The organism is Rhizobium mongolense subsp. loessense (genome assembly GCF_900099775.1).
Lineage (GTDB): Bacteria > Pseudomonadota > Alphaproteobacteria > Rhizobiales > Rhizobiaceae > Rhizobium > Rhizobium loessense.
The window spans coordinates 322020-348426 of the sequence record NZ_FMTM01000001.1 but is presented as its reverse complement, the minus strand read 5'-3'; the positions used below and the strand labels follow the sequence as shown (position 1 = coordinate 348426).

Genomic DNA, 26407 nt, shown 5'->3' with positions numbered 1-26407 from the left:
GGGTCATGTATGCGCTGAAGACGGTGGAGGTGGTTGCAGATGAGCCGGACGAGCACAGCGCGGAGGCTTTGCGACATGTCCTTTCCAGACTGGCGGAAGAGGCGTCCACGCTCGGTATCGATCTCGTCGATATCGCCGGCGCCATCCAGGACATGGCGTCGATGTCGGCGCGCCATGCGACGGCGTTCGACGATGTGACGCGGACAGCACTTTCGATCGCCGAGACGAACCGGGCAGTTGCCGTGTCGCTCAACGAGACCGACCGAACGGCAGTTGAGGCTCGGCACATGCTGAAGGAATCGGCCGGCCGCCTGTCGGGATCGGTCGAAGAGATCGGCCATATGGTGGAGTCCTCCGAGGAGATCAGCGCCGAGATCAATACCTTCTCCAAATCGCTTGCCGACGTCGACAAGGTTGCCGCAGAGATCAGCACCATCGCGCGGCAGACGAACCTTTTGGCGCTCAACGCCGCGATCGAGGCGGCACGCGCCGGCGAGGCGGGCAAGGGCTTTGCCGTCGTCGCCTCCGAAATCCGCGCGCTGTCGCTGCAGACCTCCAAGGCGACCGGCTCCATCCAGGAAACGCTGGACGAACTGCGCATCAGGATCGACCGTCTCTCGGCGGCAGGCAGTGGTGCGCGCGAAAGTGCTGCCGGTGTCAAGGACAAGTCCGAAGCGATGCGCGGCGCATTCGGCAAGATGGAGCATGTGATCACCCGGATCCTCGACAGCTCCACGGTGATGGCAAGGACCACCGAGGCTGTCGACCAGCAATGCGCCGGTTTCGTCGCCAAGCTCGGCGAGATGTCGGCCGAAGTGCTGAATTCCAACGTGAAGCTCCAACACGCCGCAAAGCGCGTCGACAGCGTCGTCGGCCTTTCCGAGAAACTGGTGCAGTTGACCGCCAGCGCCGGTGTGCAAACGGCAGACAGCCTCTGGATTGCCAAGGCGCAAGGCGTGGCCGCCGCGATTTCCGACGTCTTCGAACATGCCGTCGCCGAAGGCCGCATCGGCTTCGAGGCGTTGTTCAACCGGCAGTACCGGCCGATCCCAGGAACCGATCCGGTGCAGCTCATGGCGGCTTTCACGGAACTCACCGACCGCGTCCTGCCGCCGATCCAGGAGCCCGTCGCAGCCAGCGACGAGCGCATCGCCTTTTGCGCGGCGGTCGATGAGAACGGCTATCTGCCGACGCACAACCGGAGATTCTCCGAACCCCAGCGGCCGGGCGATACGGTGTGGAACACCGCCAACTGCCGCAACCGGCGCATCTTCAACGACCGCGTCGGCCTTGCCGCGGGAAAAAGCACAGCAGCTTTCCTCGTGCAGACCTATCGCCGCGACATGGGCGGCGGCAGTTTCGTGATGATGAAGGATATCTCCGCGCCGATCACCGTCCGCGGGCGGCATTGGGGCGGGCTGAGGCTGGCGGTAAAGGTCTAGCGTTGCCGCCCGCACTCCGCCAGTCTATACCGCGCCCATGAGATTGCGCACCGACATCTTCGTTTCCGCCCTCGTGCGCCGCGTTTTCGCTAGGGGCGATTTCGCCGCTATTGAAAAGAAGGGGGCGGAGGAAGCGGGTGCCATCTTCATCCGCCAGCATTTCCGCGACGGGCTCGAAACGCTTTACGCGCCTGCGCCGCAAAGCTTCTTCGATGAGGAGGAGAGCGGCATGCGTCTTTTTGAAATCCGGCTGGACAAAGCGGAGGCCGAGGAGGTGCGCGAACTGCTCGACCGCGAGCGCAAGTTCGATCCGGATCTCTGGATCGTCGAGCTCGAAGCCGACGATGTCGCGGAGATCGTGCCGCTGGCCGACGAGCTGAAGAACCCTCTCTAAAGTTCTTATCGGCGGCCGACGATGCGGATATCGCGTGCCGGCGGCACCTGGCGCACGGCGCTCGAGGCGGAAGCGGCGGCTTGCTCCGCCCGCGCCTGGTCTTCCGGCTTGTAAGTATAGCTGTCGGCGCGCCGCCAGGCTTCGACCCGCTGATGGCATTCCTCCGGATCGAGCCCATCCAGCACCATCCAGGCGCGAGTCACGTTGTGCTGCGGCTCGGCAAGATGCGGATACAATCTCTCCAGCACGAAGACGGCGTCGAGAAAACCCATGCCGAGGCTGGTCAGTGTCGTTGCGAGCTGCTGGCCCGAGAGATCGAGCATGATGCGCTCGGCAAGCCAGCGGCTGGCTGAAAGCGCATCGGCAAGCGCGGTTGCGAAGGACTCAGCCTCCCGTGCGCGGGCAAAGCGGACGAGCAGGGCCTCCTGGATGTCGGACAGCGTGCGCAGGCCGAGGCGGTTGCCGTCATTGCGTCCGAGATGTCGTGCCAGCCCTTTGATCCGTTCGCGCATCGCCTCTTCGCTGGCAAGGCGCTCGACGAAGTCGGCCGCCTCCATCGAAGCAGCGGTCGGCGGGAGCGCAAGCGCTTCTGCCGGCTCTTCGGCAACTGCGGCCGTTGCAGTCTGGCGCGGCTCGGCATGACGCAGCGCCACAAGCGCGTCGATGACCTTCGGTGAAAGGCTGTCGCGGCTGACGATCGCCCGGGCGTGAGCAGTTCCCTGCGACCGGGCGATGATGATCAAGATATCGTCGTCGATTGCCTGCGAGGCCGTCAGGAACGGCGCGGCGATTGCGATCGGCTGGCTGCCGATGAAGAGGGCAACGGCCGGAGGGATGTTCTTGGACTGGGAAAGTGCGGCAACCGCCTGGCGGCGCGCTTCGTCGGAAGAGGCCTGAAAGAGCGGCATGAACAGTTCGGCGAACTGGCGCAGCTCGGATCGGGTGGGATGCGCCAATCCTTCGAAGCTGCTGACTGTCGCCATCAATACCACATCCTTATTCCGGATGGCCAGGGGCCCCTCTAGGTCTCGAAACCGGTCACGCACACGAACACCCTGGGAAACGCGGAACTCGGGCCCTCATGCGCTGGCGGAACGCACATCAACCCATGCGAAGATGAACAAATCCTACACCGGCACGGTTAACGGTTGCTGAAGATTTTAATCAAATGCGCGACGATGATGCACGCAACACGTGCATCATGACGGGTCGCTGGCGCAATGAAAAAGCGCCTCGCAACGGCAAGGCGCCCCCGGCACTCCTCGGGATGCAGTTCAAAGACCTTTGTGCGAACGCACGGCCGTCAGCAGCGTTTCGCTATCGGTATGGCCTGCCTGGTAAAGATCGAGGGCGGCAGAGGCGGCAAATCGCGCTTCGGTGCTTTTGATATCGATCCGCTTTTCAGCGCACCATGCGTCCAATGCGCATCTCAGCACATCGAGGTCTTCCGGAGAATATGACGAGTTCAACATCAAAGACATCATCTGCCCTCCGTTCTTGCGCTAAGAGCACACTTGGTCTCCCAACCGGCCGTTGCCCTGAAACTCGCCTGGTATAAACACGATACGCTTAAATGGGGCGGCTGCAATTAAATATTCTTTTGTGACGCAAATATGCAACAGTCGCGTTTTCCCGGAGATCCGCCGAGTGATGCTTTTAAGTAGTTGAAATAATTATTAAATTATATTTGTGCTTTTGCTCTCGTCCGATTGAAACCAAACGGCTGTTAACGGCGTTTAGTAACCGGTGTCGTGCAGACGCCGCGAGCCTGCAATATTAGTAAACTGTTAACTATCGTGTGTCTCAATTCGGATAGGAACGGCGCGATTGAGTGCTTCGGTCGTCAAGATTCCGCTTCACGGTATTTCGAATAGGTGCCGTGAGAAAGGCGCGAATGCCCTCGGTCCGGAATATCCGGCGCCGCAGGACGCGCTGGCCCGTGCAGGCGGGCAGGGTGAAATCCGCTCACGTTCATCCGTCTCGGGCAGTGCATGGAGACGAGAATGGCCATAGTAGTCGCATTGTCGGACCGGCGGCCACAGGCGCCACGCCGCAAGGAAAGGGAGCCGGTCAAGGCTCAGATTCTGCTGTTTACGGGTGTACGTTACGAGCGCCTCCCGGAGATGCCGAAGTGCGCGGCGCAGCGCGCATCGCGTGTGGAAAACCGCGTAGAGAACGAGTGAGGCCGAGCCTCAGTCGGCGGGTGCATAGGCCTCACAGCCGGCGCCCGCGAGGAAGCTTCTGGCTGCCTCATCGAAGCTTGCCTGCGGGGCAAGCGTTCTGAGCACCGCATAGCCTTGCGGATGGCTCATCTCGACAAGAATGGTCGGCTGCAGCTCCGCAGGCAGCGATTTGCGCAAACCGGTTAGCTGGATCGGCGTAGCGACGAGTACATCCAGCGCTCCCCCCACAGACGTCCTGTCGTTCATGCTGAAGACTTCGTTCGATGCACCGTCATAGACGGCGATCGACCAGAAAGGCACGTTGCCTTTTGCCGTGAAGCGGACGGGGTTGTCTTCCAGCTCGAAGGCGCAGACGGCGGTGCGCAGGAAAGGATCGCTGTTTGCAAGCCCCGCATCGTCGTTCTGTGCTGAGAGCAGATAGAAGCGGTTCGGATCGCCCTCAGCAAGCACCCGCGTCTGGGCGTCCCTGCCGGTGTAGTGCGGCAGCGCGAGAATGATGACGAGGTGCAGCAGTGCGGCGCCGAAGAGGCCGGTCAGGATTGAGAATATCAGCCTAAGCATGGCCGCATCCGATCTTCGTAAGCCTCGGCATAGCGAGATCGATGACGCCCGAACTTCCGGCAGTAGGCGTGTCGAACAGCGTCAGCACCAGCCGGAACGTGCCGGCGGCGGGAAGCGCCAGCCAGTTGCCCGGTCTTGCATTGGCGGAAATGTCGATCGTGAAGCTGCTGTCGGCCTGGCGCAGGATCGTCCAGGAATTCAGCGCCGCCGGCAGCCCGGGACGGATGGAGGCGGGATTGCCGCTATTGTCGGAAGTAAACAGGGTCCACAGCCGGGCAGGCGGTGTCTGGCCGCTGATGCGATAGCTGCAGGCCGCGTTCAGCCGCTCGCCGCTGTCGTCGACGCTCGCCGTGAATGCCAGCCCCTCGGCGCTGCCATAAAGCAGCTTGCCGGCGCGGGCGCGGTGGGACTTCGCATAGGGATCGGCATCGGCTGTCTGCAATTCGGGAAAGGCTTCCCAGGCGCCGAGCTTGATCGCACCAAACCCTTGCGTCGCGTCCAGCGCATAGAGCGAAACCACGATCCCGCCGCCGAAAGCGACAATCAGCGTGATCGCGATAAAAAGCGGGAATCGAAACACTGTATGCCCTTGGAAACAAATCAGGCGAAAGGGTTAGCATTGATTCCGGCAGGGTGGAATGGTGCGGGCGCGGGCGCGGCCGAATACGCGGTGGAGGATTGGGGTGATATGTGGGGGAAGGGGAGCTACCATGCCAAAGACGAGCGACGATTTGCAGGCGCTGTCGCAGTGTCACCGATGACGTTGTGGACGACAAGTGCGACATGACATGGGTTCAATCGGGCGATGGATGTCGAATTGGGTGACATCTCGCAATTACCTGCATGGGCTATGAGGCTCTTCGCCGCGCGGACGCACCGTGGTTTGGTTTCTGTGACGAGCGCAGGACGAGGTTCGTGGGCCTGAACACGAAGCCACACCAACCTCCTTGCAGTAAAACCTACCCTGCGCTCGCCACCTTCTGCGCTTCGAGCGGCGGGGCGGATTTCAGCTTTTCGCCGAGGTCTTTGAGGATCCTGGTCGATTCCACCGAGAGCATGCGGGGACGGATGAGCTGTGGGATGCTGTCTTCGGGTTTGGCGGCGGTGGTTTTGGCGGTGTCTTTGGCCGGCGGCGCCGGGTTTTCGACGCCGGGGATGGGGCGCAGCACGATGCCCTGGTGGGCGTAATCCATGGCGCGCTTGAAGGTCATGGCGGGAAGCGAGCCGCCAGTCATGTTGTTCGTCGAGGTGTAGTCGTCATTGCCGAACCAGACGGCGCAGGTGTAGTTGCCGGTGAAACCGACGAACCAGGCGTCGCGATAGGCCTGCGTCGTGCCGGTCTTGCCGCCGGTGAGGATGCCGTTGTCGAGCGCTGCCTTGCGGGCGGTGCCGAAATAGGGAATGCGGGTCAGCATCTGGTTCATGTAGGTATCGGCTTTTTCCGACAGCACGCGCTTGGCCGGCGGCTCGTCGCGGTCGAAATCGTAGAGCACGTCGCCGCCGTAATCGAGGATCTGGGCGATGCCATGGCGACGTGATTGATAGCCGCCCGCCGGAAACACCGCATAAGCCGTCGCCTGGTCGAGAACCGTGACTTCCGACGTTCCGATCGGGATTGTCACGTCGTCGCGCACCGGCGATTCGATGCCCATCGCCTTGGCCATGGCGCGGATCGGCTGGATGCCAAGCTTGTCCTTGGCAAGCCGCACCGGGATCGTATTGATCGATTGCGCGATCGCCGTTTCGAGCGTGACGCGCCCGGCATAGCGGTTCGCGTAGTTGTGCGGGCTCCAGTTGCCCCAATAGATCGGCGCATCGACGATGGTGGTCTGCGGGGTCATGCCGCTCTCCATCGCCACCGCATAGGTATAGACTTTGAAGGAGGAGCCCGGCTGGCGCAGCGCCCGCGTCGCGCGGTTGAACTGGCTTTCGCCGTAGTCCCGCCCTCCGACCATGGCGCGCACCGCACCGCCGTTTTCAAGCATCACCATCGCGCCCTGCTTGGCGTGAAAGGACTCGCCATATTCGCGCAGCGACGTCTCGATTGCATCTTCCGCCGCCTTCTGGATACCCATATCGATCGTGGTGCGCACGATCAGTGAATGCTGGTGGAAGCGGGCGGCAAGACGCTGAACCTCCTCGAAGGCCCAGTCGAGGAAGAAATCGGGCGATTCCTGCTCGTTGCGGTCGACGATCGTCGCCGGACTGCGGCGGGCGGCAATCACCTGGCCCTCGGTCATCAATCCGCTCTGGACGATATTGGTAAGCACTTCGTTGGCGCGCGCGCGCGCCGCCGGCAAATTGACGTGGGGCGCATATTTCGCCGGCGCCTTGAAGAGGCCGGCAAGCATGGCCGATTCTGCGAGGTTCACGTCGGTGATGTTCTTGCCGAAATAGAACTGCGAGGCCGCCGCCGCACCGAAGGTGCCGCCGCCCATATAGGCGCGGTCGAGATAGGTGGAGAGGATCTCCTTCTTCGACAGGTTGGCTTCGAGCCAGAGCGCCAGGAAGGCTTCGGTGATCTTGCGGTCGATCGAGCGCTCGTTGGACAGGAAAAGGTTCTTGGCAAGCTGCTGCGTGAGCGTCGAACCGCCCTGGACGACTTCGCCGGCGCGGGCATTCTCGCTCATGGCGCGGAACAGGCCGATGAAATCAATGCCGAAATGGTCGAAGAAGCGGCGGTCCTCGGTGGCAAGCACCGCCTTGATCAGCGAATCAGGCAATTCGTCGATGGGCACCGAATTCTGGTGGATGACGCCCCGGTGGCCGATGACATTGCCGTAGCGGTCGGTGAAGGTGACGGCGAAATCGCCGCGATTGCGCCAATCTTCCTTGGTAGCCTCGAAGGCAGGCTGGGCGAGGAGGAGCATCAGAACCGACCCGGCAGCGCCGAGCGTTAACGCTTCGCCGCTAAGTTCGAAGACGAAGCGTTTCCAGCCGCGCACGCGGAAGCGGCGGAAAAAGATGGTGACGTCTTCCCAGATCTCGGCGGAACGAAAACCGGCGTTCCAGAGGGTGGAATCGATCCATGAATCGATCTTCAGCAGGATGTGCCGGTTCCTGCGCGGGCGTTCTTCTGGATTGTCCGGATCCTGCACGTTCTATATTCCCGCCCGATCGCGCTTGACGGCTGGCGAGCCAGGCGTCAGAGCACAGCCATCCTTCGGCATTGCGCTCTTCGATAAACGAAGCATGCTGAATAATTGATTGATTTGGCGGCCGATAACAAGAGAATTGAGGGCGTCTCACGCGGATTTGCGGAGGCTGTTGCAAAGAAAACGAATGATGAACGAACTACCCTTCTGGAAGCGGAAAACGCTGAACGAAATGAACCGCGAGGAATGGGAAAGCCTCTGCGACGGCTGCGGGCTCTGTTGCCTCAACAAGCTGGAGGAGTGGGATTCGGGCGACGTCTACTTCACCTCCGTTGCCTGTAAGCTCCTTGACGGCCAAAGCTGCCGCTGTTCGAACTACGAGAAGCGGCGGGATTTCGTGCCGGACTGCGTGCAGCTGACGAAGGCGAACGTGCAGGAAATCGCCTGGCTGCCGCCGACCTGTGGCTACCGGCTGGTGAACGAGGGGCGCGATCTTTACTGGTGGCATCGACTGGTTTCCGGCGACCCGGAAACCGTGCACCAGGCCGGCATTTCCGCCCGCGGGCGGACGATCAGCGAGACGGAGATCGATCCCGACGACCTGGAGGATTATATCGTCGACTGGCCGCTGACGGTGGGCGACGGCGAGCGAGCTAAGAGGTAGACGCTGGCCTAAGCGGCGGCGAAGCGTTCGAACCTGGAGGACGGGAAAGTGTCAACAGACCTCAGGGAAGTCGGCACTCGTTGCCGACGGCACGCGCGCCTCCGATGCGGGGATTGCCGTGGAACTCGGCGCGGGGGCGGAGGCGATCGAGGAAATGGCGGGGTTGTGACGGCTGCCGGCGGAAGGGCTTTGTCCAGCGCGTTACGGGCGTTCGGGCGGCTGCTCGCCCGACAGGCCGGATGCGCTGGTCTTGGCGCTGACGGCGCTGGTGCTGGGACGGCGGCGGCGAGCCGAGGTGCGGGGATTTGAAGGATCCTCGGCCTCGCCTTTTGAGTTTTATGGGTTTATCGCTGCTTGGGCGGCTGTGGCGCCGGGCGCGGCGTTTCGCGCGTCGGGCGGATCTGGCGCCACTCGTTTTCCATCTGGTCGACGAGGTGCTGGGGAATGGTGGGCTGGCTGTTGGCGGGCGTTTGCATTCGGTCTCCTGTCCTTCGGCGAGCTTCGACAGGAAACGCATGACATAGGCCAAATGCGGTGTAAATCAGGGGTTTAAACGCTTTAAACGATTGAAATTATTTTAATCGATTAGGGCCAGGTCAGTTTCCATGGTTATCCACATCGACCGGACATTCTTCTTCGATGCTGTGCGGCAAAGCCTGTTCAAAGGCACCCTTTCCGAGGGACAGGTCGAGGGCATGACGGCGATTCTCGACTCCTTCGAGGAACGCATGCCGCAGGCGGACTGGCGGTGGCTGGCCTATATCCTGGCGACGGCTTTCCACGAGACGGCCTTCACGATGCAGCCGGTGCGTGAGACGCTGGCGGGCAGCGACGCAAAGGCGATCGAGATTCTCGACCGCGCCTATGCGGCGGGCAAGCTTTCCTGGGTGAAGGCCGTTTACTGGAAGCCCGACGAGGACGGAAAGTGCTGGCTGGGGCGCGGGCTGGTTCAGCTCACCCACAAGCGCAACTACGAGGCGATGAGTGCGATCACCGGCATCGACCTCGTCGCCGAGCCGGACAGGGCGATGGAGATGGTGGCCGCCGTGACGATCCTGATCGAGGGGATGCTGGTTGGCAGTTTCACCGGGCACAGGCTTGCCGACCACCTGAACGCCGAAAAGGAAGACTGGGTGAACGCACGCCGCATCGTCAACGGCACGGACCGGGCCGAGAAGCTCGCCGAATACGGCCGGGCCTTCCATGCGGCCCTGCGCGGCGCAGAGGCGCCAGGCATTCTGCAGCGGTTGAAGGGGTGGCTTGCGCGTGCTATCGCGCGGCTTTGTCGAAGATGAGGAGTGCCCCGGTGATCCGCCATATCGTTTTCTTCACCGCAAGCGCGCAAAACCTCGAGACGGTGCGCGCCGGGCTTTCGGTGCTCACGGCGATACCGCATGCGCGGCTGCTGGAGATCGGCACCAACGTGAAGACCGACCAGCTCGGCACCGATGTCGACCTGGTGGTCTACGGCGAATTCGACGACGAGGCGGCACTTGCGGCTTATAAGGCCCATCCTGACTACCAGCGCTCGATTGAACTCGTGCGGCCGGTCCGGGAAATGCGGATCGCAGCGGATTACGATGTCGAGACAGCGGTAAGGCAGCCGCTCGGCTGATTGCGATTGACCGTTTGCAGCGGCCCTGTGGCTCTCCCGACCATGAAAAGCGTTTGATTGCGGATCGTTTGAGGTTTCGCGCTTCACGTGAACTTTTGCCCCTCACCCCTTACTCTCTCCTCGCGAACCAGCTGCTTTGACGACCTGACCATTCCCGCCAGCATGAAAACGGAGACCAGGGCGAGGGCGGCGAGCGCTGCGCAGATGGTGAGCGTCAAACCGGTGCCGGCGCGGTCGAGGGTGGCGGTGAACATGACGGGGGCGATGGCGTTGGCGAGGTTTTGCGGCAGCGAGAGCCGGGCGGCTTGCAGGCCGTATTCGCGGGGCGAGAAGAAGGCGAGTGGTAGCAGCGCACGGGCAACGGCAAGCACGCCGGAGCCGAAGCCGTACATCACGATGAAGGCGACAAGCAGCGGCGTCGAGGCGCCGCACAGCAAAAGCATGAGGAAGCTCACTAGCACGAGGCTGATGCCCATGACCGAGGTGAGGATCGGGTTGCCGTGTTTGCCGAGCAGCATGTCGAGCCCGCGGGCGGAAATGCCGATGACGCCGCGGGCGGAACCGAGCTGCAGGGCAAGCGCCGGCGAGGCGCCGGACTGGCGGAAGATTTCGATCAGCGACGGCGCAATGCCGAAGCTGATGAAGGTGCCGAGCGTCGTCGAGGTGGCAAGCAGCAGGAAGGCCTTGCGGCGCTCACGCGGCGATAGCGCGATCGGTGCGATATCCGCAGCAGTGCCATGCGTGTGCGTTGCGGCGGGCTTCGGCAGCGCGAAAAGATGAAGCGGCAGGCAGACGAAAACGTGAAGTGCCGCCGAGAAGATGAAGGCGACGCGCCAGCCATAGGCGTCCGTCACCAGCGTCAGGACCGGCCAGAAGAGCGTTGCTGACAGGCCGGTGAAGAGCATGAGGATGGCGATGATCCGCTTGCCGTTCAGGCCTTCTCGCTCGACGACGGCGGTATAGGCGGGCGCTGAAAGGCCGAGCGCACCGCCGAGGCCGATGACGATCCAGGCAGCCGCATAGAGGACGACCCCATGCGTGGCGGCAAGCATTAGCAGGCCCGTCGCGAAGGTGACCGAGGATGCGGCAAGCACGCGGGCTGCACCAAAGCGCGCGAGCCAGCGGCCGGTCGCGGGGCCGGCAATGGCGCTGACGACCATCATGACGGTGAGGCCGGCGAAGACCACTTCGTTCGGCAGTCCGAGATCGGGGGCGACGACGCGGCCCAAGACGCCTAGCATATCGAAGGTGGTGCCCCAGCCGATGAGTTGGCTGACTGCAAGCACGGCGATCGTCTGCGCCGAGCGCAAGGGGAATTTGGACATTCGTGCTGAAACGGATTTGGGAGTTGAGGATATGGGGCAATAGCAGTTTCGCATGTGCGGCGAAAGCCGCGGCAACGGAACGGCGCCTCGCCTGACTGGTAGGGCATGCCCTCGTCCTTGAAGGCTGCGCCCTGCGGCGAAGCTATTTGATGCGCCGATGAACCGTGGGCCGGCCTATGGCGGGACGCCGGACGATGCGAATGTGGTCTCGGTGCTTGCCCATCTGAAGGCGCGGGGATTAAGGTCTTCCCTTATCCCTTCGCGATGGCCATCACCGAGAGAAATTCGCTGCCCGATCCTTACGGTGGCGCAGGCCAGGCAGCATATCCCGACGAGCGCGTGACCTGCCATCTTGCGGCCCGGCAGGTGGTTCGCTGAGGAAATCTCAGGGCGGGACATCCGTGCTTTCAGGGCATCCTGCCCTCTCGTCTTTCGGCTGTAGAAGTTGTGGGAAACTACAGTCCAGAATTGTTCTAAACATCCGGCGTTACAGGGCATTCATTTGCCATTCAGGTCACGTGAGTACATAGTCGGACCAAGTTGGAATTACGTTGGAAGCATGCACATGGCCTCTCCCTTGAGCGTCGTAGTTTTGGCCGCCGGGCTGGCGGTATCGGCGCCCTCACCGGACGAACCGCGCGGTCTGATCGTGCGCGTCGCAGGCGATTGCAGCGCGGCGGCTGAGCAGGTCGTCGAGCAGACGGGCGGGCAGCTTCTATCCGTGCAGCCATCCGGCAACACCTGCATCATCACCGTTCTCGTCCAAGGCAATGGCCAGCGTCCACGCAAGGTGACCGTCAGGGTTCCGATGTAGGCGGAATCGGCCTATGAAACACCAATGATACACTTGAGGTGAAAGCGGACCGATGCGCATTCTGGTAGTCGAAGACGATGTCAATCTGAACCGGCAGCTCGCCGATACGCTGAAGGAGGCGGGCTATGTCGTCGATCAGGCCTTCGACGGCGAGGAAGGACATTTCCTCGGTGACACCGAGCCTTATGACGCGATCATCCTCGACATTGGCCTGCCGGAGATGGACGGCGTGACCGTCCTTGAAAAGTGGCGCGGTGCCGGCCGCGGTGTGCCGGTTCTGATCCTGACGGCCCGCGACCGCTGGAGCGACAAGGTCGCCGGCATCGATGCCGGGGCCGATGACTACGTGACCAAGCCCTTCCATGTCGAGGAAGTGCTGGCGCGCATTCGCGCCCTGATCCGCCGTGCGGCCGGGCATTCCTCTTCGGAGATCATCTGCGGCCCGGTGCGGCTCGACACCAAGACCTCCAAGGCGATGGTCAACGGCGTGACGCTGAAGCTCACCTCGCACGAATACCGGCTGCTTGCCTATCTGATGCACCATATGGGCGAGGTGGTTTCGCGCTCGGAGCTGGTCGAGCACATGTACGACCAGGATTTCGATCGCGATTCCAATACGATCGAGGTATTCGTCGGCCGCCTGCGCAAGAAGATGGGCGTGGACCTGATCGAAACGGTGCGCGGTCTCGGCTACCGCATCCAAGCGCCGAACAATGCGCATTAAGTCGCTCACCGCACGCGTTCTGCTTCTGACGACCGTCTGGTCGACCGTGGCGCTTGTGGTGATCGGCCTGCTGATATCCACGCTTTACCGCCGCAGCGCCGAGCGCGGGTTCCAGGATCTGCTGCGCGCCCAGCTTTATAACGTCATCAACTCCGTGACGATCGGCGATCAGGGCGCGCTGAGCGGCAGCCCCCAACTCGGCGACCTGCGCTTCGCCCAGCCGAGGACCGGCTGGTACTGGGTGGTGGAACCGCTCGGAACCTACACGGCGGCGCCGCTGGTGTCGCCTTCGCTGGGATCGGCGACAATCCCCGTTCCCTCCGTGCTGGAAGCGCCCTTCGACAAGAACTACGAGCGCTACTACCAGGTGACGGACGCGACCGGAAACCGCGTGCAGGTGGCGGAAACCGAAGTGGTGCTCGACACGGACGGACGCGCTGCGCGCTTCAGGGTGTCGGGCAATGTCGAGGTCGTCGAGAGCGACGTCAGCAACTTCTCCCACAGCCTCTATCTGGCGCTTGCAGGCTTCGGGGTCGGAAGCCTGATCGTCAATGCGCTTGCCATTCTCTACGGCTTGAAGCCGCTCGACAAGGCGCGCGCGGCGCTGGAGCGCATCCGGGCGGGAGAGAGTGAATTGCTGAAGGGCGATTTCCCGCGGGAAATCCTACCGCTTGCCAACGAGGTGAATGCGCTGATCGACAGCAACCGTCGCATCGTCGAGCGCGCCCGGATGCAGGTCGGCAACCTGGCGCATTCGCTGAAAACGCCGATTGCGGTTCTGCTTAACGAGGCAAGGGTGCTGGAGCGCTCGCACGGCGAGCTGGTGCGCAGCCAGGCAGAAGCGATGCAGGGACAGGTGCAATCCTACCTCAACCGGGCACGCATCGCCGCACAGCGCGAATCGGTGCTGGCGCGTACGGACGCGGAACCTGCGCTGGAGCGGCTGGTGCGCGTGATGCGGCGGCTCAATGGCGACAAGGAATTCGAGCTCAACGTGACGCCCCAGAACCTCGCGGTTGCCATGGAGCAGCAGGATCTGGAAGAGACCGTCGGCAACCTTTTGGAGAATGCGTCTCGTTTTGCCACGACAAAGGTTCGGCTCAGCGCAGCCGAAGCGGCCGAGGATGTGAAGGGTGCCGAAGCAAGCGCGCGGCGGCACTGGGTGGAGCTCGTCATCGAGGACGACGGACCGGGACTGGAGCCCGACCAGATCCGGGAGGCGCTGAAGCGCGGGCGGCGGTTGGACGAGAGCAAGCCGGGAACGGGCCTCGGGCTTTCGATCGTAACGGAGATTTCCAACGAATATCAGGGCCGGCTCGAGCTCTCCCGCGGGGAGTGGGGCGGCCTGAAGGCGCGGCTAATCCTGCCCGGCGTCACAAAGGATGTTGCATGAGCAATTGCTTGATGCCACAAAGACATAGGCAATTGCATAGCATGCTTTGCCTTAATGCCGACATGGGGCGATGCGCATCTGGCGGCACTGATTCACACCCCGATGCTGGTTTGACCGAATGATGTTACGACCGAATGTTTTGATCGTTTCTTCGCTTCTCGTTGCCGTTGCGCTGTCGTCGTGCACGACCTCCAGGCCTTCGGCATCGGCGTCGTTCATCACGGCGCTGCAGGGCGGGATTGCCGGCCGCAGCGGCGTGCAGCTGAGCGACAGCGACAAGCAGCGGGCCCTCGAGGCCGAATACCGGGCGCTCGAAGGCGCTGGTGTCGGCCAGCCGGTCGTCTGGAGCGGGCGCAATGTAAGCGGTAAGGTTGTGGCGGCCGCACCCTATCAGGTGGGTTCGCAGAACTGCCGTCAATATACGCATACGCTGACTGCGGACAGCAAGGACATCGTTACGCGTGGCGCGGCCTGCCGCAACAGTGACGGAAGCTGGTCGCCGCTTGGCTGACTTCGGCCGTTGCTGCAGATAACGTCCTTCTGAAATTGCGGCCAAACGCCTCAAATCTTCGTCATTCCGACTTTGCCAGTTGGAATGGCCCCGCGCTTCAAGTATTTGGGCCGGTATGATGTTCTGGATTTTGGTGGCCGCGATGACCGCGGCCGTTGCCGCCTTGATGCTTTATCCGCTTTTGCGCGGCGCGAAGGCGGCTGACGATGACCGTGCCGGCGAAGCGGCGGTCTACCGCGATCAGTTGCGCGAACTTGATCGCGATTTGGCTGGCGGATTGATTTCGGCCGACGAGGCTGATTATGCGCGGGCCGAAATCGGCCGCAGGCTGATTGCCGTCTCGGCTGCCGAGCCGAAGGCGGAACGCAAGACCGTTCGCCCGCACCGTTTCAGCGAGGCTTTCGTTCTCTTGCTGCTGCCGGTACTCGGGCTCTGTCTTTACTTGCCGCTCGGGCGTCCTGATGTTCCGTCGCGGCCGTTGGCGGATCGGCTGGCGGAACCTGGCAACGACATGGCGATGCTGATTGTGAAGGCGGAGCGTCATCTGGCGGAGGATCCGGAAGACGGCAGGGGCTGGGATGTTCTGGCGCCGATCTATTACAATGCGCAGCGCATCGCCGATGCGGAGAAGGCCTACCGCAATGCGATCCGGCTGCTTGGGCCGAGCCCGATCCGTCTCGACGGGCTGGCCGAAACGCTGATGGCGGGCGCTGGCGGCGTGGTGACCGAGGAGAGCCGCAAGGCGCTGGAGCAGTCGCTTTCGCTCGAGCCTGACAATCCGCGAGCGAGGTTCTACGTGGCGCTGGGCCTGGAACAGGCGGGACAAACGGGGCAGGCGAAGGCGGCCTTCGAGGCGTTGGCGAAAGAATCGCCCGCCGATGCGCCATGGCTGCCGCTCGTCAACGAGCATATCGCCAAAAACGGCGGCGCTCCGGTGGTGGCGGACGGCAAGGCGCCGGGCAATCCGACAGAGGAAGATGTCGCAGCGGCGCAGGATATGAGCAGCAGTGAGCAGCAGCAGATGATCCGCGGCATGGTGGAGAGCCTCGATGCGAAGCTTGTCGCAGACCCGAACAATTTCGAGGGCTGGATGCGGCTTGTCCGCTCCTATGCCGTCTTGAACGACAAGGATCGTGCCGCAAGCGCGCTGAAGCGCGCCCTGGGAGCCTTTCCGGCCGACGGGGAAGAGGGCAGGCAGCTGATGGCGCTGGCGCACGAACTCGGCATTGCGGCGGAAGGAGGAACGGAATGACGCGCAAGCAGAAGCGCCTGGCGGTGATTGGCGGCGGCATGGGCTTCATCCTCGCCGCGGTGCTGCTCGTCATGTTCGCCTTCAGCCAGTCGGTCGCCTATTTCTACATGCCGGCCGACCTTGCCAAAACACCGGTGGCGCCGGAGACGCGCATCCGCCTCGGCGGGCTGGTCGGCGAGGGCAGCGTCGTGCGCGGCGCAGGCTCGACGGTGGAATTTGCCGTCACCGACGGCAGCGGCGATGCGGTGAAGGTCAAGTATACCGGCATCCTGCCCGACCTGTTCCGCGAAGGGCAGGGGGTCGTCACCGAGGGCCGGTTTGCGGCCGGCAGCCGGGAGTTCATCGCCGACACGGTGCTTGCCAAGCATGACGAGAAATACATGCCGAAGGACGTTGCCGACCGGCTGAAGGCGCAGGGTCTGTGGCAGGAAGGCGAGAATACGCAATGATCATCGAGATCGGCCACTACGCACTTGTCCTGGCGCTGGCGGCAGCGATCGTTGTTTCGCTGGTGCCGGCAATCGGCGCGCGCAGGCTTGACCAGGCGATGATGGATGTCGCGCCGCTCGGCTCCATCGTGCTCTTTGCGCTCGTGACCTTCTCCTTCGGCGTTTTGACCTATGCCCATGTGGTCTCCGACTTTACCGTCCGGAACGTCTGGGAGAACTCGCATTCGCTGGTGCCGCTGATCTACAAATATTCCGGCGTCTGGGGCAATCACGAAGGCTCGATGATGCTGTGGCTGCTGATCCTTGCGCTGTTCAGCGCGCTGGTGGCGCTCTTCGGCGGCAATCTGCCGGACAGGCTGAAGGCCAATGTGCTTTCGGTTCAGGCCTGGATCTCCGCCGCCTTCATCCTCTTCATCCTGTTGACCTCCAACCCGTTCGTCCGCCTCGATCCGGCGCCGGCCGAGGGGCGCGACCTCAATCCGGTGCTGCAAGATATCGGGCTCGCCATCCATCCGCCGCTGCTTTATCTCGGTTATGTCGGCTTTTCGGTGTGCTTCTCCTTTGCCGTCGCCGCCTTGATGGAAGGCCGGATCGACGCCGCCTGGGCGCGCTGGGTCAGGCCCTGGACGCTGGCGGCCTGGACCTTCCTGACGCTCGGCATCGCCATGGGCTCCTACTGGGCCTATTACGAACTTGGCTGGGGCGGCTGGTGGTTCTGGGATCCGGTCGAAAACGCCTCCTTCATGCCGTGGCTTGCCGGAACCGCACTGCTGCATTCGGCGCTGGTGATGGAAAAGCGCGAGGCGCTGAAGATCTGGACCGTGCTGCTTGCGATCCTCACCTTCTCGCTGTCGCTGCTCGGCACCTTCCTGGTGCGCTCCGGCGTCTTGACCTCGGTGCATGCCTTTGCCAGCGACCCGAGCCGCGGCGTCTTCATTCTCTGCATTCTCATGCTCTTCATCGGCGGGGCGCTGTCGCTGTTTGCGTTTCGCGCACCGCGTTTGAGTGCGGGCGGCCTGTTTGCGCCGGTCTCGCGCGAAGGCGCCCTGGTGCTGAACAACCTGATCCTGACGGTTGCCTGCGGCACCGTCTTGACCGGGACGCTCTATCCGCTGCTTCTGGAGACGCTCACCGGCGACAAGATCTCGGTTGGCGCGCCGTTCTTTAACATGACCTTCGGGCTGTTGATGGCACCGTTGCTCGTCGCCGTGCCGTTCGGGCCGCTGCTTGCCTGGAAGCGCGGCGATCTTCTGGGCGTGCTGCAGCGGCTCTATGTCGTGGCAGGGATTGCCTTTGCCGCGGCACTCGCTGTCTTCTACATCGAGCACGGCGGGCCGGTGCTGTCGGTGCTCGGGCTGGCGGCCGGACTGTTCCTGGTCGCAGGTGCGGCTGCCGACCTCTGGTACCGCGCCGGCATCGGCAAGGTGAAGGCGCATGTCGCCTGGAAGCGGCTGACAGGCCTGCCGCGCTCGGCCTTCGGCACCGCACTTGCGCATGCCGGACTTGGCGTCAGCGTCATCGGCATCGTTGCGGTGTCGGCCTTTTCGACCGAGCATGTGCTCGAGATGAAGCCGGGCGAGACCACCGAGGCTGGTGGCTACACGCTTTCCTTCGACGGTCTGAGGCCGGCGAAAGGGCCGAACTATAGCGAGGAGCGCGGACACTTCACGGTGCGGCGCGGCGGCGCCGAGGTCGCCGAGACCTGGTCGGCGAAGCGTCTTTATGCCGCCCGGCAGATGCCGACGACGGAAGCCGGTATCCTGACCTTCGGGGCAAGCCAGCTCTACGTGTCGCTCGGCGATCCGACCAGGGACGGCGGCATCGTCGTGCGCATCTGGTGGAAGCCGTTCATCCTGTTGATCTGGGGCGGGACGCTGCTGATGGCGGGGGGTGGCTTCGTGTCGCTTTCCGACCGGCGGCTGCGCGTCGGCGCCCCGCGCCGCAAGGCAAAACCGGCAAAACCGGTCCTGGAGGCGGCGCAATGATCCGGCCGATCCTCCTCGCCATCGCGCTGTGTCTTTCTGCAGCACCAGCCTTTGCCGTCAATCCCGACGAGGTGCTGGCCGACCCGGCGCTCGAGGCGCGTGCCCGGGCGCTGTCGGCTGAACTGCGCTGCATGGTCTGCCAGAACCAGTCGATCGACGATTCCAATGCCGACCTTGCCAAGGACCTCAGGCTGCTGGTGCGCGAGCGCATCACCGATGGCGACACCGACGAGGAGGTGCTGAGCTACATCGTCTCGCGCTACGGCGAATTCGTGCTGCTGAAGCCAAGGCTCAGCACCAGAACCGTCCTGCTTTGGGGTGCACCAGTGCTCCTAATCATCGTAGGTGGCATCTCGCTCCTGGTCTTCGCGCGGCGGCATGCGGGAAAGCCGACCGGTAGCCCTCTGACTGCGGAGGAGCAGGCAAAGCTCGACGAACTGCTCGGCAAATGATCACACCCGCATCTTGCTGACAGCATAATGGCTTCGCCAATCAACCTGCGGTAAGATGCGCGCCCGGGAGCCATCGCAGCATGCGGGGAAGACATGGAGCGCCGTCTTGCAGCAATTCTGATCGCTGACGTCGCCGGTTACAGCCGTTTGAGCCAGATCGACGAAGAGGGCACGCGTCGCTGCTTTCAGGCGGACATGGACGACATCTTCCTGCCCAAGATCACCGAACATCACGGCCGGCTTGTGAAGACCATGGGCGACGGCCTGCTTGTTGAATTTCACAGCGTTGTCGACGCCTTGCATTGCGCAATGGACGTACAGCGCGAGAAGGCATTGCGAAAAGCATCCGGCGATGGAGCGTTGCGGCTCGATTTCCGCATCGGCGTCAACCTTGGAGACATCATTGTCGAAGGCGACGACATTCAGGGTGATGGCGTCAATATCGCAGACCGCATACAGGCGCTGGCCGAGCCGGGAGGGATTGCGATCTCCGGCACGACTTACGATCAGGTAAAAACCAAGCTTGATGTCGGCTACTCCTCGCTTGGCAGACAAAAAGTGAAGGGCATCGTCGAGCCGATCCGCGTCTACCAGGTCGTACTGGAACCGAATAAAGCCCAGATATTACCTAGAAGCGTCAAGCGTCTGTTGAGGATGCCTGCCGGCCTAGCGGCTGCCATTGCCGTCCTGCTTTTGGCCGCTGCCACAGCCTACTGGTGGCAGCCGTGGGAGCTTGGCCTGACGCCAACGCTGGTCGAGCGCTTCGCCTATCCCCTGCCGGACAAACCTTCGGTGGCGGTGTTGCCGTTCATCAATGTCAGCGGTGATACGGAGCAGGATCATCTGGCCCAGGGGCTGACCGACGACCTGATCACGGAGCTGTCCAAGGTTTCGGGACTCTTCGTCATCGCCAGGCATTCGGTATTTGCCATTCAGAACGGTGCAGGCAAGATTCAGGATGTCGCGGCGGAACTCGGCGTCCACTACGTGCTCGAAGGCACGTTGCAGCGCGCGGGGCCGCGGCTGCGGATCAACGTCAAGCTGATCGACGCGCTGAGCGGGCTTTCGGTTTGGGCCGAGCGCTACGACCGCCAATATGCCGATCTATTCGCAATTCAGGACGACGTCACCGGCAGGATCATCTCCGCGCTTGCAGTGGAACTCAGCGAGGGCGAGCGTACCCAGCTGGAGCGGATACCGAGCGACAATCTGGAAGCCTACGATTACTACATGCGGGCGGAGCAGGAGGGTCTCGCCTACAGCGACGTGGAAACCTATCGTCGCACGCTGTCCTATTATCAGAAGGCGATCGATCTCGATCCGAACTTTGCTGATGCGCATGCCGGCATTGCGCGCGTTGCCGTCGACGTCTGGCGTAACGACTACAACTTTCTCTGGTCGGCGGCGGTGGCGCGCAAGATTGCCTATGATGCGGCCGGACAAGCGCTCAAGCTCGACCCCGACAATGCGCGCGCCCACACCGTTCTCGCCCTGCTGCAGCTGGTTGACGGCCGGGCCGCGGAAGCGCGGGAGTCGGCAAACCGGGCGGTGCAGGCGCAGCCCAACAGTGCGGAGGCCTTCGGCAACCTGGCTTTGATCCTCGTCCATACGGGTAGTCACGACGAAGCAATCGCTGAGATGGAAAAGGCTTTGCGGCTCGATCCCGCTCCACCGTCGAGCTTCCGGCTGCTGGCCGGAATCGTCTTTTACACCGCGCGGGACAACAGGCGCGCAATTCCGCTCATCGAGGCGGCGCGGGATGCGCTGCCAAACGCAGAGCCTGCGCGCGAGTACCTGACGGCAGCCTATGCGTATGAAGGGGACCGGGTTCGCGGCGCCCAGGAAAAGGCCAAGCTTCTGGAACTGTTTCCGGACGCCAACCTTACCTACTACAATTATCTCTACGACTACTGGCGCGAAGACGACCTGGAGCATCATCTGGCGGGATTGCGCGCGGCCGGGATTCCGGAATGGCCCTTTGGGTTCGACGGTTCGGAAGCTGATCAGCTTGATGCAGACGCCTTGCACAACCTGATCAGCGACAAGACATGGAGCGGAAAACACAAAAACGGAACGGTGTTCGTCCAGTATTTCGACAAGGCGGGCAATACCGCTTACCGCAGCGCCAATACCAACATCACCGGCACGGTGGAGGTGCAGGGAAACAGGCTCTGCGAGCGGTTCGGCGGCTATTTTCTCGATCGCATGGTGTGCGGGCAGGTTTACAGAAACAAGGACGCCGGACAAGGCGGCGCCCAGTATGTTCACGTAACCCCGCAGGCGCTGAAGTTCTTCTCGCTAACGCCGTGAATTCACTTGGCCGACATATGCTGCCAGTCCTTGCTCACCTTGTCGGAAATCAGGGTGCTCTGCACCTCCGACCAGTGCTTTTGGGAGTCGACGACCTTGGTCGGCTTCTTTTCGAAGCCTTCCGCGGCACCGGGATCGTAACTCAGATAGAGCTTACCATCGATGATCCGCCATGCCTTCGGGTCGATATTGGTCGTGACGGTTCCGAAGGAAACGCCGTCAGCGCAATATCCGCCGTATTGAGGCGCATATTTGCCGGGTTCGGCAATAAAGCGGTCGCGGTTTTCGGAACTGGTGAAATGCCATTCGGCACCCAGCCAGCGATACGAGTAGACCGGAGATCCTTCCACGGCTTTGTTCTCGGTGAAATAGGCCACCGGATCGTAGCCCTTGATCGCCACGTCCCCGAAATAGCCGGTATTCACCGGCTCTTCCGCCGCTGCCGGTTGCGTAAACGCCAAGAGGATCGCGGCGCCAGCGATAATATAGGCGGCAGGGCTGCCTGTCTGCTTGCGATATGACATCTTGTCCATTCTCCCAGTTCGGGCGATGAGATGCAGCAAGCGTTATTTCCGCTTCGTGCACTCGCCGTACAGCCAGTCGCCGACCAGGTCGGCCTGCTGGCAAACAGCGCCCGCTTTCAACAGCAGGTCTGCGGCATCCCAGTGGGATCGCCATCCGGCCTGCGTCAACGGCGTGTAGCCGTTGCGTTCCTTTGCCTCTATGTTTGCCTTGTGCGCGACGAGAAAGGCGACGACATCGGCATGACCTTCTTCGGCCGCAGCATGAAGCGGCGACATATGGTAGAAATTCTTTTCATCATTGATCAGCGCACCCTTCGATACGAGCAGTTCAACGACATCGAGGTGCCCGCCATAGGCGGCCGCGTGCAACGCCGTCAGCCCGCCCTTGTTTCTGATCTCGATATCGGCGCCTTTTTCGAGCAGAAGTGCGACGATATCCTTGTTTCCGGCAAGTGCCGCGATCAGTAGAGGCGGCTCTCCTGCCGCATCCGGCTCGGCGATATTCGCGCCCTGATCGATAAGCTGGCCGGCATGTTCGCGATTGCCGTCTCTTGCCGCATCGTGCAGAGGACCAGCCCAGGCGAGCGAGATCCCAAGCAAGACACTCAACGCAGATGTTCCGACAACCCTCATCGCATGACCCTGCCGCAAGGCATCCTCGTCGGAGTGGAAGAATATTTAAGATATCATGAATATATCTAAGGGAGCAAGAAGTACGGCGCCTCAACCCGTCGAGGTTGCCTCGGGCACTGAAATTTATACAGCGTTTGGCCCTACATTACGAATTTTTCATTATGCGGACAGTTCGCAGTAAGGTGCGGCATCCTATATCTTCATCCATCGACCGATCCGGCATTGGCCGGGACGAAGAGAAGAAGAAGAGAAGGTGCCTAAAATGTTCAAGACCCCCTCCCTCAAAACGATGCTGAAGGCGTCCACTGTCGCAGGTCTCGCTGCCGCCGTGTTTGCAACCGGTGTGCCGCTTGAGATCACGCGTTCCTACGCCGAAGCCGTCAATGTTCAAGCTCCGTCGGTCCCGAGCTTTGCGAATGTCGTCGACGCCGTTTCCCCGGCCGTCGTTTCCGTTCGCGTTGAATCCCGCATCAATCCGGCCTCCGACAGCACCGACGGCTTCGCGTTCGATTTCAACGGCCGCGGTTTCGACGATCTTCCCGACGACCACCCGCTGAAGCGCTTCTTCAGGCAGTTCGGCGAACAAGGCCCGAACGGTCCGCAGGGCGGTCCCAACAGAAGGTTTGGCCCGCCGGATGGCAAGGGCCGCCTGCGCCCAGTCGCGCAGGGCTCCGGCTTCTTCATTTCCGAGGACGGCTATGTCGTCACCAACAATCACGTCGTTTCCGACGGCTCGGCCTTCGTTGCCGTCATGACCGACGGGACCGAGTTTGACGCCAAGCTGATCGGGCGGGACCCGCGCACGGACCTTGCCGTACTCAAGGTTGACGGCAAGGGCCGCAAGTTCACCTATGTCAACTGGGCTGACGACAATAATGTCCGCGTCGGTGACTGGGTCGTGGCGGTCGGCAATCCGTTCGGTCTCGGCGGCACGGTAACGGCAGGCATCATTTCGGCCCGTGGCCGCGATATCGGCTCCGGTCCTTATGACGACTACCTGCAGGTGGACGCCGCCGTGAACCGCGGCAACTCCGGTGGTCCGACCTTCAACCTCAGCGGCCAGGTGGTCGGCATCAACACCGCGATCTTCTCGCCGTCGGGCGGCAGCGTCGGCATCGCCTTCGCGATCCCGGCTTCGACCGCCAGAGACGTCGTTGCCGACCTGATGAAGGACGGTACGGTTTCGCGCGGCTATCTCGGCGTACAAATCCAGCCGGTTACCAAGGACATCGCCGATTCGCTCGGCCTTTCGGAAGCCAACGGCGCGCTGGTCGTCTCGGCTCAAGATGGAACGCCGGGCCAGAAGGCGGGCATGAAGGCTGGCGACGTCGTTACTGCCGTCAATGGCGAAACGGTCAAGGATGCCCGCGATCTCAGCCGCCGAATCGGCGCCATGCAGCCTGGCAGCAAGGTCGAAGTGTCGGTCTGGCGCGACGGCAAGGCTCAGTCCCTCACCGTTGAACTCGGCACCTTGCCGATTGACCAGAAGGACGCTTCCAACGACGACAATGGCGGTCCGGCACCGCAGCCTGAGGCACCGGCATCCGAGAAGGCGCTTGCCGATCTCGGCCTGACGGTCGGCCCCTCAGATGACGGCAAGGGCCTGACGATCACTGGCATCGACGCGGATTCGGATGCTGCCGACAAGGGCATCAAGCAAGGCGAAAAGATCACCTCGGTGAACAACCAGCAGGTCTCGACCGCCGATGATGTCGTCAAGGTTCTGAACCAGGCGAAGAAGGACGGACGCACCCGGGCTCTCTTCCAGATCCAGTCCCAGGAAGGCAGCCGCTTCGTTGCGCTGCCGATCAACGGCCAAGGCTAACCCTCCCACCTTGGCCAAAAAAGGGGAGCCGCGATCCAACCTCCGCGCGGCTCCCTTTCTCCATCCTTTTCAAGGACGATGGCGATGACCCCACTGCAACAGGATGACGCTTTGAGCCTTGCCCAAACGCAACCGGCAGGTAATGTCGGCCGGATGAAGATTCTCATCATCGAAGACGATCTTGAAGCCGCGGCCTACCTCACGAAGGCCTTTCGCGAGGCGGGCATCATCGCCGATCATGCAAGCGACGGCGAAAGCGGGCTCTTCATGGGGTCCGAAAACACCTACGACGTGATCGTTATCGACCGCATGCTGCCGCGCCGCGACGGGCTCTCCGTCATCAGCGAGTTGCGGCGTAAGGGCGTTCATACGCCGCTTCTCATTCTTTCCGCCCTGGGGCAGGTCGATGACCGCGTGACCGGCCTTCGCGCCGGCGGCGACGACTATCTGCCGAAGCCCTATGCGTTCAGCGAGCTTCTCGCCCGTGTCGAAGTGCTCGGCCGCCGCAAGGGGACGCCGGAGCAGGACGTGGTCTACCGCGTCGGCGACCTCGAACTCGACCGGCTTTCCCATGAAGTCCGACGCGGCGGCAAGGAAATCCCGCTGCAGCCGCGCGAATTCCGCCTACTCGAATATCTGATGAAGAATGCCGGGCAGGTCGTCACGCGCACCATGCTGCTCGAGCATGTCTGGGATTACCATTTCGATCCACAGACGAACGTCATCGACGTGCATGTCTCGCGCCTGCGCTCGAAGATCGAGAAGGACTTCAGCCGGCCGCTGCTGAAGACGATCCGCGGTGCGGGATACATGATCAAGGACGAGGGATGAGCCGTTTTTGGGTTCTCTTCAAGTCCACCGCAGTCCGCCTTTCGGCCCTTTATATCCTGCTTTTCGCAATCTGTGCCGCAACGCTCGTCTTCTACGTGACGGCGATGTCGCAGCGGCTGCTCAGCGGGCAGATCCGCGAGGCCGTCCAGCAAGAAGTCGATGTGGTCCGGCGTGCGTATGATCTGGGGGGCATGAACGCGCTGCTGCGCGCGATGGAGCGCCGCACGCGCCAGCCGGGCGCCAATCTCTATGTCATCGCCGGCCCGTCGGGCGATATCCTTGCGGGCAACGTCGCCTCGGTGCAGCCGGGCGTCTTTGAGGAAACCGGTTGGACCTCAGTTCCCTTCTTCTATCGACGTTACGCCGACAGCGGGATCGACCGCCGCCACATGGCGATCGCCAATATCTTCGTCCTCGACAACGGCCTGCGCATTCTCGTCGGCCGCGATCTCGGCGAGCCCGAGCGCTTCCGCGTGCTGGTGCGCCAGGCGCTGATGATCGCGCTTGCGATCATGGGCCTCGGCGCCATCATCATCTGGTTTGGCATCGGCCGCAACGCGCTGAAGCGGATCGACCGCATGTCCGCCGCAAGCAAGAAGATCATGGCGGGGGACCTCTCGCAGCGCCTGCCGGTCGGTGGTTCGGGTGACGAGTTCGACCGCCTGTCGGTTTCGCTGAACACGATGTTGGAGCGCATCGAAAAGCTGAACGAGGGCCTGCGGCAGGTTTCCGACAATATTGCTCACGACCTCAAGACGCCGCTGACGCGTCTGCGCAACAAGGCCGCTGATGCGATTGACACGGCCAATGAGGATCAGCGCCGCCTGGCTCTGGATGGGATCATCTCGGAATCCGATCAATTGATCCGAACCTTCGATGCGCTTTTGATGATCTCGCGCGTGGAAGCGGGTTCTGTCGCCGCGGAGATGTCACCAATCGAGCTTTCAACGATTGTTGCCGACAGCGCCGAACTTTACGAGCCGGTTGCGGATGAGGCCGGACTGGTGCTGACATCCAGCATCGAACCCGGCATATCCATCCAAGGCAACCGTGAATTGATCGGCCAGGCGATCTTCAATCTGATCGACAACGCGATCAAATACTCCGGGGGTGCCAAGGGCGGTGAAATCAGCCTGAAGCTGCTGCGCCGGCCTGACGGCATTTGCCTTTCGGTCGCCGACCACGGGCCGGGCATTCCCGCCGACAAGCGCGTGGATGTCGTCAAGCGCTTCGTGCGGCTTGACGAGAGCCGGTCCAAGCCGGGCACGGGGCTCGGCCTTTCGCTGGTCGAGGCGGTGATGGAACTGCATGGCGGCACGCTGGAGCTTTCCGATACAGATCCGGAAAAAGAAGACGGCCGTGGCCTTACCGTCAGCGTGATTTTTCCCATCAAGCCTGCTTAGGGTTGGCCGCCCCGGATTGTCA

Annotated in this window: 27 protein-coding genes and 1 pseudogene; 19 read left to right on the top strand and 9 right to left on the bottom strand. The window is 62.3% G+C overall.

The window, feature by feature from the left end; translation table 11 throughout:
* Window positions 1–5 precede the first annotated feature (5 nt).
* Together BLP23_RS01755 and BLP23_RS01750 are read left to right on the top strand one after the other, a co-directional pair.
* Window positions 6–1442, top strand: coding sequence for a methyl-accepting chemotaxis protein (locus tag BLP23_RS01755; protein ID WP_092583279.1), 1437 nt, complete (start codon window positions 6–8; stop codon window positions 1440–1442).
* A gap of 37 nt (window positions 1443–1479) precedes the next feature.
* Window positions 1480–1836 (top strand): DUF1491 family protein, encoded by a 357-nt coding sequence (locus BLP23_RS01750; RefSeq protein WP_092583278.1) that lies wholly within the window; start codon window positions 1480–1482, stop codon window positions 1834–1836.
* Between the two features lie 5 nt (window positions 1837–1841).
* Here BLP23_RS01750 and BLP23_RS01745 read toward each other — a convergent pair whose 3' ends face one another.
* Window positions 1842–2882: a DUF2336 domain-containing protein gene (locus BLP23_RS01745; protein WP_092583277.1), complete on the bottom strand. Its 1041-nt coding sequence runs from the start codon at window positions 2880–2882 to the stop codon at window positions 1842–1844.
* A 228-nt stretch (window positions 2883–3110) separates the two neighbouring features.
* Window positions 3111–3317 (bottom strand): hypothetical protein, encoded by a 207-nt coding sequence (locus tag BLP23_RS01740; protein ID WP_092584222.1) that lies wholly within the window; start codon window positions 3315–3317, stop codon window positions 3111–3113.
* Window positions 3318–3839: 522 nt separating this feature from the next.
* Here BLP23_RS01740 and BLP23_RS01735 point away from each other — a divergent pair.
* Window positions 3840–4019 (top strand): hypothetical protein, encoded by a 180-nt coding sequence (locus BLP23_RS01735; RefSeq protein ID WP_092583276.1) that lies wholly within the window; start codon window positions 3840–3842, stop codon window positions 4017–4019.
* Between the two features lie 9 nt (window positions 4020–4028).
* Here the strand turns inward: BLP23_RS01735 and BLP23_RS01730 are convergent, their stop codons facing one another.
* From BLP23_RS01730 to BLP23_RS01715, 3 genes are all read right to left on the bottom strand, one after another.
* Window positions 4029–4580, bottom strand: coding sequence for a DUF1254 domain-containing protein (locus BLP23_RS01730; protein WP_022714549.1), 552 nt, complete (start codon window positions 4578–4580; stop codon window positions 4029–4031).
* Complete coding sequence (locus BLP23_RS01725; protein ID WP_092583275.1) at window positions 4573–5160, bottom strand: DUF1214 domain-containing protein; 588 nt, start codon at window positions 5158–5160, stop codon at window positions 4573–4575. The genes BLP23_RS01730 and BLP23_RS01725 overlap by 8 nt, the downstream gene beginning before the upstream one ends.
* Window positions 5161–5539: 379 nt before the next feature.
* Entirely contained in the window at window positions 5540–7678 is a 2139-nt protein-coding gene (locus BLP23_RS01715; RefSeq protein ID WP_092583273.1) for a transglycosylase domain-containing protein, read from the bottom strand.
* A gap of 187 nt (window positions 7679–7865) precedes the next feature.
* Here BLP23_RS01715 and BLP23_RS01710 point away from each other — a divergent pair, with 187 nt between their 5' ends.
* Window positions 7866–8339, top strand: a complete 474-nt coding sequence (locus BLP23_RS01710; RefSeq protein WP_092584221.1) for a YcgN family cysteine cluster protein — start codon at window positions 7866–7868, stop codon at window positions 8337–8339.
* A 344-nt stretch (window positions 8340–8683) separates the two neighbouring features.
* On the opposite strand, the gene BLP23_RS34900 is transcribed toward BLP23_RS01710, so the two are convergent.
* Window positions 8684–8815: a hypothetical protein gene (locus tag BLP23_RS34900; RefSeq protein ID WP_267890060.1), complete on the bottom strand. Its 132-nt coding sequence runs from the start codon at window positions 8813–8815 to the stop codon at window positions 8684–8686.
* 129 nt (window positions 8816–8944) lie between these two features.
* Here BLP23_RS34900 and BLP23_RS01705 point away from each other — a divergent pair, with 129 nt between their 5' ends.
* Window positions 8945–9634 carry a hypothetical protein gene (locus BLP23_RS01705; protein WP_092583272.1) on the top strand — a complete coding sequence of 230 codons (690 nt, stop codon included), beginning with the start codon at window positions 8945–8947 and terminating at the stop codon, window positions 9632–9634.
* A gap of 11 nt (window positions 9635–9645) precedes the next feature.
* Entirely contained in the window at window positions 9646–9954 is a 309-nt protein-coding gene (locus BLP23_RS01700) for a Dabb family protein (RefSeq protein ID WP_092583271.1), read from the top strand.
* An 83-nt stretch (window positions 9955–10037) separates the two neighbouring features.
* Here the strand turns inward: BLP23_RS01700 and BLP23_RS01695 are convergent, their stop codons facing one another.
* Window positions 10038–11279: an MFS transporter gene (locus BLP23_RS01695; protein ID WP_233426611.1), complete on the bottom strand. Its 1242-nt coding sequence runs from the start codon at window positions 11277–11279 to the stop codon at window positions 10038–10040.
* A gap of 166 nt (window positions 11280–11445) precedes the next feature.
* Between BLP23_RS01695 and BLP23_RS35455 the strand changes: the two are divergent.
* From BLP23_RS35455 to BLP23_RS01650, 10 genes and pseudogenes are all read left to right on the top strand, one after another.
* Window positions 11446–11627 (top strand): annotated as a pseudogene (locus BLP23_RS35455) (hypothetical protein); the annotation flags it as partial.
* A 217-nt stretch (window positions 11628–11844) separates the two neighbouring features.
* Complete coding sequence (locus BLP23_RS01690; protein WP_022714559.1) at window positions 11845–12093, top strand: hypothetical protein; 249 nt, start codon at window positions 11845–11847, stop codon at window positions 12091–12093.
* Window positions 12094–12145: 52 nt separating this feature from the next.
* On the top strand, window positions 12146–12817 hold the full coding sequence (locus BLP23_RS01685) for a response regulator transcription factor (RefSeq protein WP_074060626.1): 672 nt from the start codon (window positions 12146–12148) through the stop codon (window positions 12815–12817).
* A complete protein-coding gene (locus tag BLP23_RS01680; RefSeq protein ID WP_022714561.1) occupies window positions 12807–14210 on the top strand; it encodes a sensor histidine kinase in 1404 nt (467 codons plus the stop codon). Before BLP23_RS01685 ends, BLP23_RS01680 begins: the two co-directional genes overlap by 11 nt.
* A 118-nt stretch (window positions 14211–14328) precedes the next feature.
* Window positions 14329–14721: a hypothetical protein gene (locus tag BLP23_RS01675; protein ID WP_092583269.1), complete on the top strand. Its 393-nt coding sequence runs from the start codon at window positions 14329–14331 to the stop codon at window positions 14719–14721.
* A gap of 115 nt (window positions 14722–14836) precedes the next feature.
* On the top strand, window positions 14837–15973 hold the full coding sequence (gene ccmI, locus BLP23_RS01670; RefSeq protein WP_092583268.1) for a c-type cytochrome biogenesis protein CcmI: 1137 nt from the start codon (window positions 14837–14839) through the stop codon (window positions 15971–15973).
* Window positions 15970–16422, top strand: a complete 453-nt coding sequence (gene ccmE / locus BLP23_RS01665) for a cytochrome c maturation protein CcmE (protein ID WP_092583267.1) — start codon at window positions 15970–15972, stop codon at window positions 16420–16422. The genes ccmI and ccmE overlap by 4 nt, the downstream gene beginning before the upstream one ends.
* Window positions 16419–18407 (top strand): heme lyase CcmF/NrfE family subunit, encoded by a 1989-nt coding sequence (locus tag BLP23_RS01660; protein WP_092583266.1) that lies wholly within the window; start codon window positions 16419–16421, stop codon window positions 18405–18407. Before ccmE ends, BLP23_RS01660 begins: the two co-directional genes overlap by 4 nt.
* Window positions 18404–18859, top strand: coding sequence for a cytochrome c-type biogenesis protein (locus BLP23_RS01655; protein WP_092583265.1), 456 nt, complete (start codon window positions 18404–18406; stop codon window positions 18857–18859). Before BLP23_RS01660 ends, BLP23_RS01655 begins: the two co-directional genes overlap by 4 nt.
* Before the next feature lie 93 nt (window positions 18860–18952).
* Entirely contained in the window at window positions 18953–21169 is a 2217-nt protein-coding gene (locus tag BLP23_RS01650) for an adenylate/guanylate cyclase domain-containing protein (protein WP_092583264.1), read from the top strand.
* Window positions 21170–21171: 2 nt separating this feature from the next.
* On the opposite strand, the gene BLP23_RS01645 is transcribed toward BLP23_RS01650, so the two are convergent.
* On the bottom strand, window positions 21172–21693 hold the full coding sequence (locus BLP23_RS01645) for a YHS domain-containing (seleno)protein (RefSeq protein ID WP_092583263.1): 522 nt from the start codon (window positions 21691–21693) through the stop codon (window positions 21172–21174).
* A gap of 42 nt (window positions 21694–21735) precedes the next feature.
* A complete protein-coding gene (locus BLP23_RS01640) occupies window positions 21736–22326 on the bottom strand; it encodes an ankyrin repeat domain-containing protein (protein WP_092583262.1) in 591 nt (196 codons plus the stop codon).
* Between the two features lie 262 nt (window positions 22327–22588).
* On the opposite strand from BLP23_RS01640, the gene BLP23_RS01635 reads away from it, so the two are divergent.
* From BLP23_RS01635 to BLP23_RS01625, 3 genes are all read left to right on the top strand, one after another.
* Window positions 22589–24151: a Do family serine endopeptidase gene (locus tag BLP23_RS01635; protein ID WP_092583261.1), complete on the top strand. Its 1563-nt coding sequence runs from the start codon at window positions 22589–22591 to the stop codon at window positions 24149–24151.
* A 153-nt stretch (window positions 24152–24304) separates the two neighbouring features.
* The gene (locus BLP23_RS01630) at window positions 24305–24982 is read left to right on the top strand and encodes a response regulator transcription factor (RefSeq protein ID WP_208603126.1); all 678 of its coding nucleotides are present in this window, start codon (window positions 24305–24307) and stop codon (window positions 24980–24982) included.
* On the top strand, window positions 24979–26385 hold the full coding sequence (locus BLP23_RS01625; protein WP_092583260.1) for a sensor histidine kinase: 1407 nt from the start codon (window positions 24979–24981) through the stop codon (window positions 26383–26385). Before BLP23_RS01630 ends, BLP23_RS01625 begins: the two co-directional genes overlap by 4 nt.
* Window positions 26386–26407: the final 22 nt, after the last annotated feature.

What these genes read in the sequence shown, in the direction of transcription:
- BLP23_RS01755 (WP_092583279.1), top strand. Translation starts at nt 6, where the DNA reads ATGTATGCGCTGAAGACGGTGGAGGTGGTTGCAGATGAGCCGGACGAG.
- BLP23_RS01750 (WP_092583278.1), top strand. Translation starts at nt 1,480, where the DNA reads ATGAGATTGCGCACCGACATCTTCGTTTCCGCCCTCGTGCGCCGCGTT.
- BLP23_RS01740 (WP_092584222.1), bottom strand. Translation starts at nt 3,317, where the DNA reads ATGTCTTTGATGTTGAACTCGTCATATTCTCCGGAAGACCTCGATGTG.
- BLP23_RS01735 (WP_092583276.1), top strand. Translation starts at nt 3,840, where the DNA reads ATGGCCATAGTAGTCGCATTGTCGGACCGGCGGCCACAGGCGCCACGC.
- BLP23_RS01730 (WP_022714549.1), bottom strand. Translation starts at nt 4,580, where the DNA reads ATGCTTAGGCTGATATTCTCAATCCTGACCGGCCTCTTCGGCGCCGCA.
- BLP23_RS01710 (WP_092584221.1), top strand. Translation starts at nt 7,866, where the DNA reads ATGAACGAACTACCCTTCTGGAAGCGGAAAACGCTGAACGAAATGAAC.
- BLP23_RS34900 (WP_267890060.1), bottom strand. Translation starts at nt 8,815, where the DNA reads ATGCAAACGCCCGCCAACAGCCAGCCCACCATTCCCCAGCACCTCGTC.
- BLP23_RS01705 (WP_092583272.1), top strand. Translation starts at nt 8,945, where the DNA reads ATGGTTATCCACATCGACCGGACATTCTTCTTCGATGCTGTGCGGCAA.
- BLP23_RS01695 (WP_233426611.1), bottom strand. Translation starts at nt 11,279, where the DNA reads ATGTCCAAATTCCCCTTGCGCTCGGCGCAGACGATCGCCGTGCTTGCA.
- BLP23_RS01690 (WP_022714559.1), top strand. Translation starts at nt 11,845, where the DNA reads ATGGCCTCTCCCTTGAGCGTCGTAGTTTTGGCCGCCGGGCTGGCGGTA.
- BLP23_RS01685 (WP_074060626.1), top strand. Translation starts at nt 12,146, where the DNA reads ATGCGCATTCTGGTAGTCGAAGACGATGTCAATCTGAACCGGCAGCTC.
- BLP23_RS01680 (WP_022714561.1), top strand. Translation starts at nt 12,807, where the DNA reads ATGCGCATTAAGTCGCTCACCGCACGCGTTCTGCTTCTGACGACCGTC.
- BLP23_RS01675 (WP_092583269.1), top strand. Translation starts at nt 14,329, where the DNA reads ATGATGTTACGACCGAATGTTTTGATCGTTTCTTCGCTTCTCGTTGCC.
- ccmI (WP_092583268.1), top strand. Translation starts at nt 14,837, where the DNA reads ATGATGTTCTGGATTTTGGTGGCCGCGATGACCGCGGCCGTTGCCGCC.
- ccmE (WP_092583267.1), top strand. Translation starts at nt 15,970, where the DNA reads ATGACGCGCAAGCAGAAGCGCCTGGCGGTGATTGGCGGCGGCATGGGC.
- BLP23_RS01660 (WP_092583266.1), top strand. Translation starts at nt 16,419, where the DNA reads ATGATCATCGAGATCGGCCACTACGCACTTGTCCTGGCGCTGGCGGCA.
- BLP23_RS01655 (WP_092583265.1), top strand. Translation starts at nt 18,404, where the DNA reads ATGATCCGGCCGATCCTCCTCGCCATCGCGCTGTGTCTTTCTGCAGCA.
- BLP23_RS01650 (WP_092583264.1), top strand. Translation starts at nt 18,953, where the DNA reads ATGGAGCGCCGTCTTGCAGCAATTCTGATCGCTGACGTCGCCGGTTAC.
- BLP23_RS01645 (WP_092583263.1), bottom strand. Translation starts at nt 21,693, where the DNA reads ATGTCATATCGCAAGCAGACAGGCAGCCCTGCCGCCTATATTATCGCT.
- BLP23_RS01640 (WP_092583262.1), bottom strand. Translation starts at nt 22,326, where the DNA reads ATGAGGGTTGTCGGAACATCTGCGTTGAGTGTCTTGCTTGGGATCTCG.
- BLP23_RS01635 (WP_092583261.1), top strand. Translation starts at nt 22,589, where the DNA reads ATGTTCAAGACCCCCTCCCTCAAAACGATGCTGAAGGCGTCCACTGTC.
- BLP23_RS01630 (WP_208603126.1), top strand. Translation starts at nt 24,305, where the DNA reads ATGAAGATTCTCATCATCGAAGACGATCTTGAAGCCGCGGCCTACCTC.
- BLP23_RS01625 (WP_092583260.1), top strand. Translation starts at nt 24,979, where the DNA reads ATGAGCCGTTTTTGGGTTCTCTTCAAGTCCACCGCAGTCCGCCTTTCG.